This window comes from Mycoplasmopsis ciconiae (assembly GCF_036350065.1).
Classification (GTDB): Bacteria; Bacillota_I; Bacilli_A; order Mycoplasmatales; family Metamycoplasmataceae; genus Mycoplasmopsis; species Mycoplasmopsis ciconiae.
Map to the genome: position 1 here is coordinate 41,735 of NZ_JAZDWZ010000003.1, position 18,439 is coordinate 60,173.

Consider the following 18,439-nt stretch of genomic DNA (forward strand, 5'->3'; position numbering starts at 1 on the left):
GGCGATTTTTTTTATTTTTTGGTGCTAGTCAATGATTTTTTCAATAAAATCATCTTCGTTTTCGAAATTAACATTCTTATCTATTCACTCTTTTCTAGCTTTAGCATTATCTCCCATCAACATACTTACTCTACGCTCAGCTACAGAAGCATCATCTATAGTGACTTTAATAATACTTCTACTTTTGGGATCCATTGTAGTTTCTCACAACTGTTCAGCGTTCATTTCACCTAAACCCTTGTAGCGTTGAATTTCTACTTTTGATGTTTCTTTTGATAATATTTCTTTTAATTGTTGTTCATCTCAAGCATATTGAGATGTTTTTTTAGACGTGTTAAAGATTTTAAAAAGCGGAGGTAAAGCGATAAAAACTCGCCCTTGAACTATTAATTCTTTCATAAATCTGTATAAAAAAGTTAGTAGTAAAATTTGGATGTGAGCTCCGTCAGTATCAGCGTCAGTCATGATAATAATTTTTCCGTATTGCGCTTTGTTTATGTCAAAATCTTTACCGTATCCTGCACCAATTGCGTTAATAATTGTTGCGATTTCATTGTTTTTTAAAACATCAATTAATTTTGATTTTTCAGAATTAATAACTTTTCCTCTTAAAGGTAATATAGCTTGATAATATCTATCTCTACCACTTTTAGCACTTCCACCAGCTGAGTCCCCCTCAACTAAAAATAATTCTTTTTCAAGTGGTTTGTTAGATTGGGCTGGGGTTAATTTGTCACTTATTATCGTTCTTTCTTTAAGAATTTTTTTAGAAGTTCTTAATTCTTGTTTTCTCTTTTTTTCATCGTTTCTAATATCATAAGCTCTCTTAATTTTTTCAAGAACTTTTTTAGCTATTTGTTTGTTTTCTGTGATTCATTGTTTTAAGTATTTAGAAACAATTTCCTCGACAGCACTTTTAGCTTCGGGAGTTCCTAGTTTATCTTTAGTTTGCCCGACAAACTCAAGAATTTTTTCAGGAACTTTCAAACTTAAAACTGCACACAAACCTTCTCTAACATCACTTCCTTCAAAGTTAGGTGCTTTAGCGCTTTTAAATACTTTTTCATCAGAAGCAAATTCATTAAAAACTTTAGTAAATGCACTCTTGAATCCAGTTTCGTGTGTACCACCATCTCTGGTTTTGACGTTATTAACAAAACTTATTAATAATTCGTTGTAAGAATCTGTATATTGAAAACCAAAATCAACTTCGATTCCATTTTTAGAATCTTTAAAGGATACTGGATTTATAAGCGGTGTTTTAGAGTCATTAATGAAATTTATAAATTCAACTATTCCGTCTGAATATTTATATTCTTCGAAACTACCTGTATTTTCGTCACTCAAAGTTATTTGTAAATTAGAAATTAAAAATGAACTTTCTTTTAATCTTTCGCTTATTGTTTCAAAATTTAGTTTCGCTTTTTTAAAAAAAGCATAATCAGGCATAAATGTGACTTTTGTACCTGTGCCATTAACTTTGGTAGATATTACCTTAGTTGTTTGGGTGATTAGATCTTGTTTGAAGCTTGTAAAATATTCTTTATTATCACGTTTTACATAAACTTTAACTCACTCACTTAAAGCGTTAACCACAGAGCTACCAACTCCATGTAATCCTCCACTACTTTTGTAAGCGCCTTCGTTGAATTTTCCACCCGCATGTAATTCCGTAAAAACTAACTCTACAGCTGTTCTTCCGTCTTCAGTTTTTCCTACAGGGATACCACGACCGTTATCTTCCACAGAAATAGATTGATCTTTGTGAATGGTTACATTTATTTTATTTGCATAACCAGCTAAAGCCTCATCTATAGAGTTATCAACTATCTCTCAAACAAGATGATGAAGACCATTAACATCTGTAGAACCTATGTACATTCCTGGTCTTTTTCTAACCGCTTCTAAACCTTTAAGTTGCTTAATATCACTAGCTGTATAAGTATTGTTCGCCATATTAACTAATTATATAAAAAATACTTTTTTAATAAAATGAAAAGTTAAAAGGGGATTTTAAAAAATTAAAAAATACTTAAACACAGCAGTTTAAGTATTTTTTAATATTAATAATAACCTAAAAGACAAATTTGAATATTTTTAGGTTTTGTGTCAATTAATAACTCAACTTCTTTTTCAATTTCTTGAGTTATTAGTCTAAAAATATTTTCGGTATCATCTGATTTTTTATTCAATATTTTTATATCCACAAAAATATTGATGTTTGTTTTATTATCGACCAAACTAATTCTAGAGTCAAATAATTTAACATTTTTAGTGTTTGATATAACATTTTTAACTAATTCATAAAAGACGTTTTCATAAATTGAAAAATAGTTATCTCTGTTATAGTTTAAAGTTAATAAATTCATTATTATTTATTACTTTTTCCTACGTATTTACCAGTTTCTGTTGAAACAGAAATAACATCACCTTCTTTGATGAACATTGGTGTTTCCACTTCAAAACCTGTTTCTAAAATTACTTTTTTCTGAGGGTTGGTTGTTGTGTTACCTTTAACAGCATCTGGTGCTTCTGTAACTGTTAAATCAACGTTTGCAGGTAATTCAACATCTAAAACTTCTTCGCCATATTTTCTAATTTGGACTACATTACCTTCTTTAAGGAAGTTTAATTCTCATTCAACATTTTTAACTGGAATTTCAACTTGTTCGTATGTTTCATTATCCATTAAAATTATGTTTTCTCCATCTGAATATAAATAGTTCATTTTTCTTTTATCAATATGAGCTGGCTTAACTTTATCTCCACCTGTGTAAGTTTTAATTGTTGTTGAACCACTTCTTAAATTTTTCACTTTTGCTTTAACGTTTGCTTGACCACGCCCTTGTTTTGAGTGTTGTGCTTCTAAAACAACAAAAATATCACCACCATCTTCAAAAGTAATACCTGGTTTAAATTCATTTACATTAATCATTTTTACTCCTAAATTAGTACATTTTTAAAATTATATATTATTTTTTTCCTTGTGATATAGCTCTTTTTAATTCAAAGTCGCTACGGTAAAGATAATCATCAATAGCTTCTGCTAAACCATTTTGTAGAACATCACTTGTGTAAAATTTAGCAGCTTTTTTGGTTTCTCTATTTGCGTTATCCATAGCATAAGAATAACCAGCTTCAAGTAACATAGGAATATCGTTTTCACTATCTCCAATTGCCATAACATCTAAAACACTACATTTAAAGACATTATCACACAATCATTTCATTCCTGAGGCTTTAGAAATGTTGCTCTTTGTTATTTCAATGTGTGATGTTAAGTAAATTATATTTAAATCTAAATCAGCTTTTGATAAAACCTCGTATGCTAATTTAACTTCATCATAATTACCGTAAACTTCTATTTTATGAATATCTGAATTTATTCTTCCATCTTCAATTCACTCATCATATTCTAAAAAATCACTTAAAAAAGTTTTCATTTCTTGATCATGATTGTGTAAATAGTATTGATCTTTACCAAAATAATATAGTTTTGCTTTAATTTGATTAGCTATATCAAATACTTTTATGGCTTCTTGCATGGGGATTAACTCTAGATGAATATAAGAGTTTAGTTCATTATCATAAACAGCAGCCCCGCCAGAGCAGACCATATAACGAGAATTAGTTATTTTGGCTAATCTCTTTATTTTCTCAAAAGGACCATTACCTGTATTTATAACAAAAGGGACACCTTTTTTAGAAATTTCAATCATTTTTTCTTTATTAACTTCAGAAAGTTTTTTATCCGGGAAACCATAAATTGTTCCGTCTACATCACTAAAAATAGCTCATTTATTCATATTTTAAATTATAGTAAATTTTATAAATTTACTAATAAATATTTTATTAGTAAAAAAACAATGATTTGACAATAAAAAAACAAAGCTGTTAGACTTTGTTTAAATGTTTAATGAATTATTTAACAACGTGTTCTGTAATTGAGTGGTTTTCAACAACTAAGAATTTATCACCTGGTTGAGCTCCAAATGGTTTTAAAGCTTCTAATCCTAAATTGTGATCTTTTTTGATTTCTTTGAATAATCTTGCTGAATCTAATGATACATAAACACTTGAAGTAATTCCGAATCCACCTAATAAACTTGTATCTTCTAATACACCAATAATTGCTGTATTTGGACGGAATTTAGCAACTTCTTTAAGTAAGCTTCCTGTTCTAGACAATACAACTGCAAATTTGTAATCACCACGACGAACACGGTTAGCAACATCATAAGAAATTAATGATCTTGTGTCTTCGCTTGAGTTTTTACGAACTTCTTCTAATTGAACATCATAGTATGTTTTTGAGTAAAATTCTTTTTCAGCTCTTTTGTTAATTGTAGCCATAACTTTTACAGCTTCTAATGGGAAGTTTCCGTTTGCGGATTCACCACTTAACATTGTTGCGTCAGCCCCTAATTCTGTTGCGAAGTATACGTCAGTAACTTCAGCACGAGTTGGGTGAGGGTTAGATTCCATTGAGTCTAACATCTGAGTAGCAACAACAACTGGTTTTCCTGCTTCACGACATTTTCTAATCATAACTTTTTCGTAGTAAGGAACATCATAGTAAGGGATTTCTAATCCTAAGTCTCCTCTAGCTACCATAATAGCATCACTAGCTTCGATAATTTCGTCAATGTTCATAATTCCTAAGTGTGATTCAATTTTAGAAATAATTTGAACATGTTTACCATTATTTGCATCTAATAAATCACGTAATTCTTTAACGTTTTTAGCTGAATTAACAAATGAAGCTGCTACATAGTCAATTTGTCCTACGTTAACACCAAAAATAACGTCATTAATATCTTTTTCTGCTAAGAAAGGTAAAGTAAAGTCTACACCTGGTAAGTTAATACGTTTGTTTGTTTTTAATTTGTGTGAGTTTTCTGTTTTAACTTTAACTCATCCATTACCAACTTCAGTAACGATTGTTGATAATTTACCATCATCTAATAAAACTTGGTTTCCTACAACTAAATCTTGTGCCATGTCGTAAGCTACAGTAATTTCTTTATCTGTACCTTCAAAGTTTTCGTATTTATCTTTTGTTGTTCAAATAATAACTTCTGTATTTGCTTTTATTAATTGAGCACCATCTTTCATTTTTCCGACACGAATTTCTGGACCTTTTGTATCCAAAATAAGAGAAACAGGAATATTTAAATCTTGTGATACTTTTTTAGCAATTTTGAATTTGTTTAATTGCTCAGCGTGATCACCGTGGCTGAAATTTGCTCTAATAGCTGTAGCACCAGCTTCAACAAGTGCACGTAATGTATCATAATTATCACTTGAAGGACCGATAGTAGCTACTAATTTACTTCTTTTATCTGTTAAATTCATAAACTTATCTCCTAAACTTTTTAATTAACCTAATTTTAACATGGTTATTATTTTTTTTATATTTTATCAAAAAGTAATATGAAAATGCACCCATATGTATTTTTATTAGCCAAATTAAACAAAAAACACTAAAAAACAACGATGTTTTCAAACGAATTTTTTGACTATTATGAGAAAGAATTAAAAAATGGAAAAAATTAACATTTTTTTACCAAAAAAAATATTTTTTTGAACTTTAATTTCCATATTTTTTTAAAATAAAATTAATACTAAAAGGAGAAATATGAAACAAAAAAAGATAAACAAGATTGCAATTTTTGTAATTGAGTTAGTTATTATTTTTTTATACCTTGTAGGTTTATTTTTATTAATATATAACCTTAATGTTTATTTCTTCTATATTTTTATTTTAACTTTGTATTTATTGAATGTCTTTACGATGATAATGATCTGAAAACAAAATAGAGAAAATAGTTCTAAAATATCTTGGATAGTATTTTTCATTTTATTCCCGATAATCGGCCACTTTTTTTATTTTACTTTCGGATTATCTTATGTTAACAAGCAAGAATTAAAATTAACACAAGATAAATCTTATTATTATAGTTTTTACAACTCTCAGAGCCATTTTACAAACGAAGACACTGAAACAGATAATTGTCTTTTAGATTATGCAAAAATTTCTAATTCTAATTTACTGCCAGCTAAATTTAATATGTATTATCAAGGTTATGAATTCTTTAATGTTCTTATTGATAATTTAGAAAAAGCTCAAGAAAATATTGATATAGTAACCTACATTATCAAACCAGGGGATTCAACTTCGATTTTTTTAAAAACTTTACTAAAAAAAGCTAATCAAGGTGTAAAAATCAGATGGTTGATAGATTATTTTGGTAGCGGATTTATGTCTAATAAATACTTCAAACCACTAAAAAAACACCCAAACGTAGAAATTCATTACATAGGTAAAATTTACTACCCTTTTATAGTAAGTAAAAGTTTTTATCGTAACCACCAAAAATTTATTATTATTGATAATTTAAAAGTTTACAGTGGTGGGAACAACATAAGTGATGAATATGTTAGTTTCAGTAAAAAATACGGTCACTGAATTGATTTAAATTACTGCGTAACAGGCCCATATGTAAATTTATATATAAATCACTTTTCTAGATTTTATAAAATTGTTACATATAAAGAAGATGACCCAACAACAAAATTTAAATATTATAATTCTGAAGATTTACAAAAATATAATTCTAATGCTGTTTTGGTCACTGACTCTCCTGTTTTGAGTTACTCAGAAGCTGAAAGCGTTTGACTAAAGGCTTTTGCGAACGCAAAAAGTTCAATCAAAATATCGACACCATATTTTTCAATAACAACAGCTCTATGAAAACAGCTTATAATAGCTCTTAAAAGCGGAGTTAGTGTTGAAATATATATTCCTGGATCACCGGATAAAGCTTTAATTTACGAAATAAGCGTAAACGAAATAAAAGAACTTGTAAAATATGGTCTGAAAGTGTATGTTTATAATGATCACTTTTTACACAGTAAACTTGGTTTAATTGATAATAAATTCGGTTGATTTGGAACAAATAACTTTGATAAAAGAAGTATGTTTTCGCAGTACGAAAGTATGGATTTAGTTCAAGGTGAAGTTATCCAAGATTTAATAAACATATTTGAAGAATACAAAAATAATTGTTCAACTATTTCTGAAAGTGAAATAGTAAACAAAAGACCAAATGCATTGATTAGAAGTCTTTATAAATTATTAAAAAACATAGTTTAACTATTATGTTTATTCAAATGAGCATATTTAAAAATTAACACACTGTTGTTAATTTTTTCATTTAGCGTGTTAAATTTGTAAAATATACATATGTTTAAAAATATAGTCAACAAAATTTTTACCAAAAACCAGCAGATTGACCGAAGTGAAAATTTATATATGCCTTGTGAAGGTTTTGTTCAAGATTTAAGTGATTTTAAAAAAGACTTAAAATACAAAAACCTAACAAATTTTCCTGGCGTTAATATAACTTTTGATCAAGGAAAAGAATTTTTATATTTGTATTCTCCTTTAGAGGCAAAAATTAAATTTATTCACGAATGTAAACACACACTAATTTTACAAACTTCTAATAATAACAATTATATGCTGCATTTTGGAATTGATATTTTAAGAGAAAGCACAGAAGTTTTTCAAATTTTTGTAAATGAAAACCAAGCAGTAACTAATAACGACATACTTCTTTCGCTTAATTTAAAAAAACTAGTAAATAAAGGTTATTACGTTAATTTACAAATACTACTTTTACCTGATTCAAATTCTAAAAATTTGAATATAGAACTAAAAAACCAAAATCTCTCTGCTCACACCAAGGTGGCTAACATTAAGTAAATCTTAAGTTTGCTGTACCTTTAAATCTCATTTCTTTTTCGATATTTTTTACCAAAGTGAAGAAATTTATATTTAACTTATCGTTACTTAATAGATTTATTAAACTTTCTACAATTTCTATTTGACTAGTATCACTTATTTCTTCGTTTTCTAAATCATCACTAACAAATTCAATTATGCTGTTTTTCTTAATTCTGTAAACATTATTGATGTCTATAAAATAGCTATTATTTTTTAGATCGTTAGTTCATATTTTTAATGTATCTTTAGTACTATCTGAACTTAATTTTGAAAATGTGAAGGTAAAATAGTAATAATCTTCATCTGAGCTTACTATAACTATTTTGTTATCAATATCACTTCTTTCAACGTATTTTGCTAATTTTTGCGAAACATTTATAATTTCTAATACTCTAATTTTATTTTCTTTTTTCATAACTTTATTCTACTGTTTTCAATGGCTAAAATACAAATGTCAGAGTCCAGTTTTAGTATAAAGAAAGTATTTTTTAAGTTGCCTTTTACTTATTAACAAATATAATTGATTACTAATTGTCCTTAAAGTAGTATTTTTAGGAAATTGTAAAAAAACTAAACTAATAAAAAAGTAAGCAAAAAGCAACATTGCAGTAAAATTTTTTATTAAGTTAATTCATTTATAAGAGCAAAAATAATAAAAAATTAACATTTGGCTAAATGTTAATTTTTAATTTCTTAGTCTAATTCAATTGCACCTGTAAATAATTTAAAGTATTGAGCACCTTTTTGCATTAATTCCTGGTGGTTACCCATTTCAATTATTCTACCTTGGTCCATAACAACGATTAAATCACAATCTAAAATTGTGCTTAAACGGTGAGCGATAACAAAGCTAGTTCTATTTTGCATTAAATTATACATGGCTTCTTGAATGTGTTTTTCAGTGTTGGTATCAATTGTACTTGTAGCTTCATCCAAAATTAAAATAAGAGGGTTTAATAAACTAACTCTAGCAATTGATAAAAGTTGTTTTTGCCCTTGTGAAAGGTTGTCTCCGCTATTTTCTAAAACACTTTCAAAACCGTCATTCATTAAATCAATAAAACGATTTGCATTACTTAAATTTGCTGCATTAGCTATTTCAGCCATTTCAGCTTGTTCTTTACCGTAAGAGATATTTTCTTTTATTGTTTTTGTAAATAAGGATGTATCTTGTAAAACTAACCCAAGTGATTTTCTAAGGGATACTTTATCAATATCATTTACATTAATCCCATCGATTAAAATTTCTCCGCTTGTTACATCATAAAATCTATTAATTAAATTGGTTATTGTGGTTTTTCCAGCACCTGTTGCCCCTACAAAGGCTACTTTTGTTCCTGCTTTAATATTTAAATTAATATCTTTTAAAATTAATTTATCACGAGTGTAACCAAAGTTTACATTTCTAAATTCTACATTACCAAAGGCGTTTTTGTAAATTGTTTCATTGTTTTGTACTATTTTATAAACAAATTGATTTGGTTGGTTTATTTGTTTTTTAATATCTTCTAATAAAAGCGAATCAACTTTTTGTGTATCAATAATCTGGATTGTCCCGCTGTTGGTTTCAGGTTGTTGCTCAAGTGTGTCAAAAATCCTTTTGCTTCCTGCGATACCCATAAAAATAGTATTAAATTGTTGAGCAATTTGACCAATAGGGTTTGAAAAGTTACGAGCATATTGTAAAAATGAAACTAAAACCCCTATATTTAAAGTTGAAATAAGTCAAGATGGAAGGTCATTTGAGAAAATAACCAAAGCCCCACCGATTATAGCTAAAAGACCATAATATAAATTACCCATGTTAATCATTATTGGGAACAATATATTAGCATTTAATTTTGCTTTAAAATCATATTTATAAAACTCATCACTTACTTTTTCATATTTATCAAATATAGCTTGTTCATAGTTAAATAATTTAATTACTTTAACACCATTTATCATTTCATTAACGTGTCCATTTAACTTAGCCATTAATTCTTGACGTTTGAAAAAGTATTTTTTATTATTTTTACCTAAAATTTGTCCTAAAACTAATAATAAAGCAACTAAAAATATTGCAATTAAAGTCATAAATCAACTAAAGTAAAGCATTAATCCTAAACTTACGATTATAGTTGTTAAAGAGTTAAACATTTGTGGAATGCTCTCAGAAATCAATGTTCTTAGCGTTTTAATATCATTGTTAAAAAGTGAGTTTATATCACCTTTTAAATTAGTATCAAAATATTTTAAAGGTAATGTTTGAATGTGCGAGTAAAGATCATCTTGTATATTTTTTATAGTTTTAAATGTAAGATTAACACTTAAACGTGACGAAATCAACTGACTTATTACACCTAAAATATACATAGCACCTAAAATGCTAACAGCTAATGTAAATCCTGCTCAATCAAAAACAGCATTAGGTATAGCTAAAAAAGGAACTAAAAATTTATTAAATAGAACTAACCCTAAAAAAGATTGTGCGCCGGCCATAACAGCACTAGATATAATTGTCCCCAATATAATTAAAGAAAATAAAAAAGGTGAGGTATTTCAAATATACTTAATCAATTTTGAAAAAGCTGAAGGAGTTTTTTTATTTTTCTTCATTTTTCTCTCCTTTTTGAATTAAATATAAATCTCTATATAATTTATTGTTTTTTATAAGGTTTTCATGCGTATCAAAATCTAATATTTTACCTTCATCGATAACAATTATTTTGTCAGATTCTTGAATTGATGAGATACGTTGTGAAATTATAATTTTTGTTATATCTTTTAAGTTTTCTTTAAGCGCTTGTCTAATTTTTTTGTCAGTTTTATTATCCACAGCACTTGTTGAATCATCTAAAATTAAAATTTTTGATTTTTTAACTAAAGCTCTAGCGATACATAAACGTTGTTTTTGTCCACCACTAAAGTTATTTCCTTTTTCTTCTACATAATAATCAAGATTGTTTTCTTTTTCATAAACAAAATCATATGCGCTAGCTATTTTTAATGCTTGATCAATTTCTGAATCACTAGCTTGAGGATTTCCTCATTTAAGGTTTTCTCTTATTGTTCCGCTAAATAAAACATTTTGTTGTGGAACAAAAGAAATATTTTTACGTAAGAAATCTAAATCATATTCTTTAACATCGACTCCACCTATTTTTATACTTCCTATTGTGGTGTCATATAGTCTTGGAATTAAATTCACAAAACTACTTTTTCCGCTTCCTGTTGTACCGATAATACCAATTGTTTGACCTTGCTTAATTGAAAGATCAATATTGTTTAATGAGTATAGTTTAGAATTAGAATTGTATTTAAGTGATACATTAACAAAATCAATATCACTATTAGGCATTTGTTTAATTCCGTTATTTGGGTTTTTTATACTTTTAGTTTCTTTTAAAACTTCTGAAATTCTGTTGTGGCTAGCTTTAGCTATAGCTATTGTAACTATAGCTAAAACAAGTAATAACAAGCTAATAAATACTTGTCACATATAACCTATAAATGAACTTAAAATCCCAAAAGTCATTCCGCCTGTTTTAGTTACTATTTGGTTTGTTGCCACAATAATAAATATAAATACACTTAAAAATATACTTCCAATAAAAATTGGTTGTGTGTAAGAAACAATTTTTTGTGCAGAAATTGATAATTTTTTCACTAATAATGTCTCTTTTTTAAATGATGATAATTCTTTATCTTCTGTAGCAAAGGCTTTGATTGTTCTGATACCATTTAAATTTTCGATAATTTTGTTATTCAATTTATCATATGCTTGAAGTTGTTTTCTGAATCTTTTGAATGCTAAAATTATTAATGTAAAAGTAACGGTAGCCAAAACAATTACAATCGCTAATAAAACTGACGCTAAAATAACATCTTGTGTGTATGCCATAATTACAGCGAACACAAGCATAATTGGTGCACGCATCATTAATCTTATAATCATCATGTATGCGTTTTCGACATTCTGAATGTCATCAGTTAATCTTGTGATAAGGCTACCATTTGAAAATTTATCAATATTCTTAAATGAAAAACCTTCAATTCTCTTAAATAATTCTTCCCTGATATTTTTTGAAAATTTTGCAGCACTTTTAGATGCTGTAATTCCTCCTAATACCCCAAAAATTAAACTTATTACAGCTAAAGCAACAATTACTAAGCCGTATTTTAAAGTTTCATTTCAGTTGGGTTGATTATTTTCTGGAGTTAACCCATAATCCATTAATCACGAAACAACTTTTGGCATTAAAGTTGTCGCAATAACTTCTAAAATAACAAAAATAACTGTAAAAGCACTTATAAGTCTAAGACCTTTAGTCAAAGAAAAAAGTGTTTTGTTATTTTCTTTCATAAGACCTCCTAATGTGTTATTTTAATTTAAAAATATGGGTTTATTATATAACTATTGATTAGAGGGTAAGAAATTAGTTTTGATATTTTAAAAAAAATAAAAAAACTATGCCACAAAAATGACATAGGGTGACTCTTGGATAAAATATCCTCGATGTCGGCTCTTAATAATTTTAGCATATTTATCAATTAAAATTGACTTTTTATATTATAATAATAAAGCCATCGGAACGATAACATTGTAACTTGGTCAGGTCCTAACCGAAGCAGCCATATCGATAAGTGTCGTGTCCGGCGGTCTTTTTTTTATTTTTGAAATTGTAATAATATTTAAAAATACACATTAACCAATTATTAAACTGAGGCAGAAATTTTGGGCCTAGTTTATATTGATAATGTGTATTTTTATTAAACTATTCTATTTGCTATTTGTGCTGAATCGTTAATTTTGTCAATTAATCTTTGAAGTTCTTGTGTTTTGATAACAAGCACATTTAAAGAATCTATTTTTGTTGGATCGATACTTAAATAATTGTCAACTTCTTCTTTAAAAGAGTGAAGATCATACCCTTGTTCTTGGTCTTGGGTAAAAGTTGTTTTTAATTTGTTTTTTAAATTATCAAAATAGTTGTTTAATTGATCTTTATTTTGAACTAAAGTTAAAGCAAGTTCTATTGTTTTGGACGCCTCTTTTGTGTATTGAACCACATTAAGAAATTGCTCTACGGTGTTGGCTGAATTTGTAGATTGTTCATATTGTTGTTTAATATCTTCAAGTCTTTGAATGAAAATCTCTAATCCAGGCATTGATGATTTTTCTAAATTTAACATCTGAATTGAATCATTAACTTTGGCAAAAAATCTTTGTGCTTTTTTTGTTATCACTTTTTGAACTTGATCTTGACTTCCTTTTGTTAATGTAACATTAGCATCAATGATTTTTTCAAGTGCTAACAAATTATTAACTTTTGCAATCTCTAAGGTTAATTCAGCGTTAGATAAAGATTTCAATTTATCTTTTTCAATTAATGCGGTTTGAGAAACCTTTTTAAAATAATCTTGATCATTTAAGTTACTTGTGGCTTTAGCAAACTTTTGATTTAAATTGTCAATTTTTTGAATTTCATTCTCTATTTCAGAAGTTATTTTTTGTCTTTCACTTAAATAAGCTGAAAAAGATTGCTTTATTTGTTCAACTGTAGCTTCAAGTTCTTTTTCTTCGCTTTCTGTAACTTTGTTAGCAGATGTATAAAATTTAACAACTAAGGCTTTATATTTATATTGTAATAGATCATTTTTTTCAAAAAAGTTATAGGCTTCTTGGGTTTGAGGGTTATCTTTTTGTTCTTTTTCTCACTTTAAAAATTGTTGTTCAATTTTTGAAGTTAATTCCTTATTGTAAGAAATAGTTTGATTAAGGGAACTTTTTCTATTAACCAATATATATGTAGTTGCTCCCCCAAAAGCAGCCACTATTAAAACTAAGGGAACGAATCTTCAATTTTTTGCTAATTTACTTTTTATTGATGAATTATTATTAGGTAATGGATTTGAATTATTAGGTTCTTGATTGTTTAAATCAGGGTTTTGGTTTGAGTTATTTGCGTTTTGGTTCATAATATCAAAATTATAAATTAAAAACAAATATATATTTAATATTTACTATAACATTTCTATCAATTTTTTAGCTTCTTCTATTGCTTTAATAATTCTTTCTTGATATGAAGGGAACTGGCTTACATTTGAAACTTCTACACTTTGTGATTATGGTCTAATCCCATATGAATAAGAGCTATATGAAGGTTTTGATTCTTTTCGAACTGAAACACTTCAACCTTTTGTTGTTTTTAATAGATTGTCCATGGCTTTTAAAATATCTTTTTTAAGTCTAGCTATTTTATTTTTGTAAGCGTAAAATTCATCAGTTTTAAGCTCTAGATTATATTCTGCTACACTTATTTGTCTTCTTGTATTTTTAATGCTTTCTTGTAGTTCAGCAATTTCTTTAGCTTTTTTCTTTACTTCTTCATTTAGTTTTTGGTAATTAGTTTCTAAATTATCATAATTTGAAGCGAGCTCATCATAACCGTCTTGCAGATTGTCTAAGTCGTTATTTAGTTTGTTATTTTCGTTTTCAAGTTGTGAAATTTTTTGACTTCTTTTTTCTAAATCTTGTTCTTGGTTTGAAATAACCAATAATAATTCGTCTCTTTTATTGATTAAATCACTAATTGTTTTTTCTTTTTCTGATATCACCTGTTTTAAATCGTATATCTGCCCCAATAAAATGTCATTTTTTAAGTCTGATTCAATTTTTTGTTCTTTGATTTTGTTTAATGAATTTTCCAGTTCATCAATTTTATTTAGTAATGTTGAGTTTTCGTTATTAGCATTATTTACTTTTGAAGAAATAACACTTATTCTTTTTTGTAAATCATTGATTTGATTATCTTTTTGTGCTACTAAAGTTAAAAGTGATTCAATTTGAGCTTTAAGTTCATTTACATCTTTTAAATTAGCTTCTTCATTTAATTTGATGATTTCTTCAAGTCTTGTTTTTTCTTTTTGTACTATTAAATTAGAAGCATTGGCGTCGTTTATAAGTTGTTGTAATTTTTCGTTTTGCTGCTTTATTGCATTATTTAAGGCATCTTTATCATTTATTTGTTTATTTAATAATTCAATGTTTTGCAAAAGCTTTTCTTTTTCATCACTAAGTGAATTGATAATTTCATTTAATTTTATATTTTCGTTTTTCAAATCACTAAGCTCTTGTTGTTGTCTTTCAAGCTCCCCAAGAAGTTTTTCTTTTTCGGTGTTTAAACTTTTTAGTGAATTATCAAAATCAATTGAAGCTTTGTTGAATATATTTGCCATTTGTATAAATTTATTAGAAATAGTTAAAACTATATTAGTTTCAATATTTTTTAAGATTTCAAAATCGCTAATAAATTTTTTGTTACCAAAGTCTTTTTTAGGTGATTTTTCTATTTGTTCTTCAATTTTGTTAATTTCTTGTGTTAGTTGGTCTTTATACTCTTGATTTATATAAGCTGATGTTTGAATTACTGAATTAATATTTTTTAGTTCATTTAAGGAATTAAACATTCTTAAAGTGCTTTCAAGCATAATGTTATTTATTAATGCTTCTTTTTCTTGAATAGTTAATTCTTGCGATTCATTAATTTGGTTTAACTGTTGAATTAATAAATTTTGATTATCTACCTTATTTTGTAGTGTTTCAATTTGTTTTAATAATAATTTTTGCTCTTGCTCAAATTTAGTTATTGTTGCATTAAGGGTTAATTCATTTTCATTGAAATCTTCAATTTTTTTAACTAAAGCACTAAATAAACCTCTTTCTTTTTCTTGAATAAGTAAAAAATTTGTCTCAAAATCTTTATAAAAAAGACCTATTTTTTTATCTATAATTTCTACATTTTCTAACGAAACCTCTTGTTCTTTAAAGTCATTTGAATATGAAACAAGAAAATTTATAAATTGTAAATGATATGAACTAAGTATCTTAAAATTTTCTAAATCACTTAATATTGATGTTTCAAAAATTTGCTGTAAATTTTCGTTTGTTAACTTAATATTTTCGATAGTTTTATTAATAAAATCAATTGTCTTTTGTTTATTTAATATAATTTGCTTAATTAAAAGATCTTTATCATTTTCTGAAACTACGATGTCATTTTTTAAATCATCAATAATCTTATTTTTGTCCAAAATATCATTGTTTAAGTTGTTTATTTGATTTTCTGCTTCAATTTTTGAATTTACCAATTCCTTATTAAGATCAATAAATTGATTTTTAATTTTAACTTCTTCTTCTAGATTAGATTTAGTTATTTCTAATTGATCTCTTTCTCTTTGAAGTGATTCATTAATAGTGGATAAATTATTATTTAAATTTAAAATATGGTTTTCTAAATTATTATTATTTGAAACCAAAGTGGAGTTAATTTTGCTTAGTTCGTTGTATTTATTTTTATATAAATCTCGATTATTTACGGCGTTATTTTTTTGCATATCTTGAACTACAATCGCGCTTGTAACAGCTGCGGCAGAAACAAATAAAGCTCCACCCATAAATATTATTTTCTTTTTGTTTTTCTGCATAATCCTCCTCGCTTATACTTGGGCTTGGAATAGGTGATAAAACTTTTTTGAGACTGTTGCTAAAATTATTTTTAATAGTTAAATTTTTATATGGCTACTTAAAAATAAAAAAATCAGCAGTGCTGATTTTAATTTTTTTTCGGATCAATATTTGTTTTTAAAATTGATAAAAATGCTTCTTGAGGAACTTCCACACTTCCTAGTGTTTTCATTCTTTTCTTACCTTCTTTTTGTTTTTTAAGAAGTTTTTGTCTTCTGGTAACGTCACCTCCATATAATTTTGCGGTAACGTCTTTTCTGAAGGCTTTAATAGTTTCTCTGGCGATTATTTTACCACCAATAGCCGCCTGAACAGGCACTTCGAAGTTCTGTCTTGGAATAGCGTCTTTTAATTTTTCACACAATTCTCTAGCAGCTGGATAAGCGTGATCTCTGTGGGAGATGATACTAAAGGCATCAACTTTTTCACCATTGAGTAAAATATCAACCTTTACTAAATCACTTTCTCTGTAACCTATTCACTCATACTCAAAACTAGCATAACCTTTTGTTGAACTTTTTAATCTGTCAAAAAAGTCAAAAATAGTTTCAGCTAAAGGTAATTCGTAAATTAATTGACTTCTATTGTTATCAATATAAACTAAATCTTTGTATATCCCTCTTTTGTTTTGGCACAATTCCATAGCATTACCTATGTATTCGTTAGGTAAATAAATATGTGCTTCAATATAAGGCTCTTCAATATGATCAATAAATGTTCTATCAGGTAAAAGTGAAGGGTTAGAAATTTTTTCAACACTTCCGTTTGTCATGTAAACATTATACTCAACACTAGGACTTGTGGCAATAACACCCACTTTATATTCACGATCCAATCTCTCTTGCAAGATTTCCATGTGTAACATTCCTAAAAAACCAACTCTAAAACCAAATCCTAGAGCTTTTGATGTTTCTTGTTCTCATGTTATTGATGAATCGCTTAAAGATATTTTTTCTAAACTTTCTTTTAATTCAGCATAATCTTTTGTGTCGATAGGATAAAATCCTGTATAAACAACAGGTTTCATTTTTTTATAACCTGGTAGAGGTGTGTCTGTTGGGTTGTCAACTAATGTAATAGTATCTCCAACACTAACTTCTTTAGCGTCTCTTATGGCCGCACTAACTCAACCAACTTCTCCAGCTTCTAAGTAATCTTTTTTAGTTTCATATGGGTTTCTTACCCCTAATTCAATGACATGGTATTCTTTGTTGTTTGACATGAATTTGAATTGATCGCCTGTTTTTAAGACTCCTTCGAAAATTCTTACAAGCATAACAACACCTCTGTAAGGATCAAAGTAACTATCAAAAATTAAAGCCTTAAGTGGTTTAGAGTCGTCTGCGTTTTTTGGACTAGGAATAAATTTTTCTATAGCCTCTAAAACATCAGGAACACCCACACCAGTTTTGGCGCTAACTAAAACAGCGTTTTCAGTAGAAATACCAATAACATCTTCAATTTCTTTTTTAACTCTTTCCACATCAGCACTAGGTAAGTCAATTTTATTAATAACCGGAATAATTTCAAGGTCGTTTTCAATAGCTAAATATACATTAGCTAAAGTTTGCGCTTCAATTCCTTGAGTTGCATCAACTACCAATAAAGCCCCTTCGCTAGCTTTAAGTGAACGAGAAACTTCATAATTAAAATCCACATGCCCAGGTGTGTCAATTAAATGAAAAGTGTAATCTTTATATTTAAGTTGAACAGCATTTAATTTGATTGTGATTCCTCTTTCTTTTTCAAGATCCATTGAATCTAAAAACTGTTCTTTTAAGTCTCTTTTGCTAACGGTATTAGTTAATTCTAAGATTCTGTCAGCTAAAGTACTTTTACCATGATCTATATGAGCTATGATCGAAAAATTCTTTATCTTATTTTTATCCATAATTGTTTTAAATTATATAAAAAACGCCAAAATATTGTTATGAAAATTATGCTTTTTGTCGATTATCAAAAATGTCTTTGTGCCGGTTTTATTAATGTATTTGCTTATTTATAGCTTTAAAAGTTCGCAGACTTAAATAATTTAACTTAACAAAAACAAAAACACGCAAATAGTCTAAATTTAGTTTTAAAATAGTTTGAGACTTTGGAGTAAATATTTATTTTTAAGCTAATTTCTAATAAAATATATT

Annotated in this window: 13 protein-coding genes and 1 other RNA gene; 3 read left to right on the forward strand and 11 right to left on the reverse strand. The window is 27.3% G+C overall.

Features of this window, described 5'->3' with window-relative positions; translation table 4 throughout:
* Nucleotides 1–24: 24 nt before the first annotated feature.
* The 5 genes from V2E24_RS01205 to pyk all read right to left on the reverse strand — a co-directional run bounded on the left by V2E24_RS01205 (nt 25) and on the right by pyk (nt 5,355).
* Nucleotides 25–1,956, reverse strand: a complete 1,932-nt coding sequence (locus V2E24_RS01205; RefSeq protein ID WP_330500607.1) for a DNA gyrase/topoisomerase IV subunit B — start codon at nt 1,954–1,956, stop codon at nt 25–27.
* A 107-nt stretch (nt 1,957–2,063) separates the two neighbouring features.
* The gene (locus V2E24_RS01210; protein WP_330500608.1) at nt 2,064–2,369 is read right to left on the reverse strand and encodes an MMB_0454 family protein; all 306 of its coding nucleotides are present in this window, start codon (nt 2,367–2,369) and stop codon (nt 2,064–2,066) included.
* 2 nt (nt 2,370–2,371) lie between these two features.
* Nucleotides 2,372–2,935 carry an elongation factor P gene (gene efp, locus V2E24_RS01215; protein ID WP_330500609.1) on the reverse strand — a complete coding sequence of 188 codons (564 nt, stop codon included), beginning with the start codon at nt 2,933–2,935 and terminating at the stop codon, nt 2,372–2,374.
* Between the two features lie 37 nt (nt 2,936–2,972).
* Nucleotides 2,973–3,806: an HAD family hydrolase gene (locus tag V2E24_RS01220; protein WP_330500610.1), complete on the reverse strand. Its 834-nt coding sequence runs from the start codon at nt 3,804–3,806 to the stop codon at nt 2,973–2,975.
* Between the two features lie 115 nt (nt 3,807–3,921).
* A complete protein-coding gene (gene pyk, locus V2E24_RS01225) occupies nt 3,922–5,355 on the reverse strand; it encodes a pyruvate kinase (protein ID WP_330500611.1) in 1,434 nt (477 codons plus the stop codon).
* Between the two features lie 283 nt (nt 5,356–5,638).
* Between pyk and V2E24_RS01230 the strand changes: the two genes are divergently transcribed.
* Both V2E24_RS01230 and V2E24_RS01235 read left to right on the forward strand, forming a co-directional pair.
* On the forward strand, nt 5,639–7,156 hold the full coding sequence (locus V2E24_RS01230) for a phospholipase D-like domain-containing protein (protein WP_330500612.1): 1,518 nt from the start codon (nt 5,639–5,641) through the stop codon (nt 7,154–7,156).
* Nucleotides 7,157–7,246: 90 nt separating this feature from the next.
* Entirely contained in the window at nt 7,247–7,768 is a 522-nt protein-coding gene (locus V2E24_RS01235; RefSeq protein WP_330500613.1) for a PTS glucose transporter subunit IIA, read from the forward strand.
* On the opposite strand, the gene V2E24_RS01240 is transcribed toward V2E24_RS01235, so the two are convergent.
* The 3 genes from V2E24_RS01240 to V2E24_RS01250 all read right to left on the reverse strand — a co-directional run bounded on the left by V2E24_RS01240 (nt 7,761) and on the right by V2E24_RS01250 (nt 12,134).
* Nucleotides 7,761–8,204, reverse strand: a complete 444-nt coding sequence (locus V2E24_RS01240; RefSeq protein ID WP_330500614.1) for a hypothetical protein — start codon at nt 8,202–8,204, stop codon at nt 7,761–7,763. The genes V2E24_RS01235 and V2E24_RS01240 overlap by 8 nt on opposite strands.
* Before the next feature lie 278 nt (nt 8,205–8,482).
* Complete coding sequence (locus V2E24_RS01245) at nt 8,483–10,387, reverse strand: ABC transporter ATP-binding protein (protein WP_330500615.1); 1,905 nt, start codon at nt 10,385–10,387, stop codon at nt 8,483–8,485.
* The gene (locus tag V2E24_RS01250; protein ID WP_330500616.1) at nt 10,374–12,134 is read right to left on the reverse strand and encodes an ABC transporter ATP-binding protein; all 1,761 of its coding nucleotides are present in this window, start codon (nt 12,132–12,134) and stop codon (nt 10,374–10,376) included. Before V2E24_RS01250 ends, V2E24_RS01245 begins: the two co-directional genes overlap by 14 nt.
* 213 nt (nt 12,135–12,347) lie before the next feature.
* Between V2E24_RS01250 and ffs the strand changes: the two genes are divergently transcribed.
* An RNA gene (gene ffs / locus V2E24_RS01255) (signal recognition particle sRNA small type) lies at nt 12,348–12,444 on the forward strand.
* Nucleotides 12,445–12,541: 97 nt separating this feature from the next.
* Here ffs and V2E24_RS01260 read toward each other — a convergent pair.
* From V2E24_RS01260 to lepA, 3 genes are all read right to left on the reverse strand, one after another.
* On the reverse strand, nt 12,542–13,750 hold the full coding sequence (locus V2E24_RS01260; protein ID WP_330500617.1) for a hypothetical protein: 1,209 nt from the start codon (nt 13,748–13,750) through the stop codon (nt 12,542–12,544).
* Between the two features lie 147 nt (nt 13,751–13,897).
* Nucleotides 13,898–16,258 (reverse strand): hypothetical protein, encoded by a 2,361-nt coding sequence (locus V2E24_RS01265; protein ID WP_330500618.1) that lies wholly within the window; start codon nt 16,256–16,258, stop codon nt 13,898–13,900.
* A 128-nt stretch (nt 16,259–16,386) separates the two neighbouring features.
* A complete protein-coding gene (gene lepA, locus V2E24_RS01270) occupies nt 16,387–18,189 on the reverse strand; it encodes a translation elongation factor 4 (protein WP_330500619.1) in 1,803 nt (600 codons plus the stop codon).
* Nucleotides 18,190–18,439: the final 250 nt, after the last annotated feature.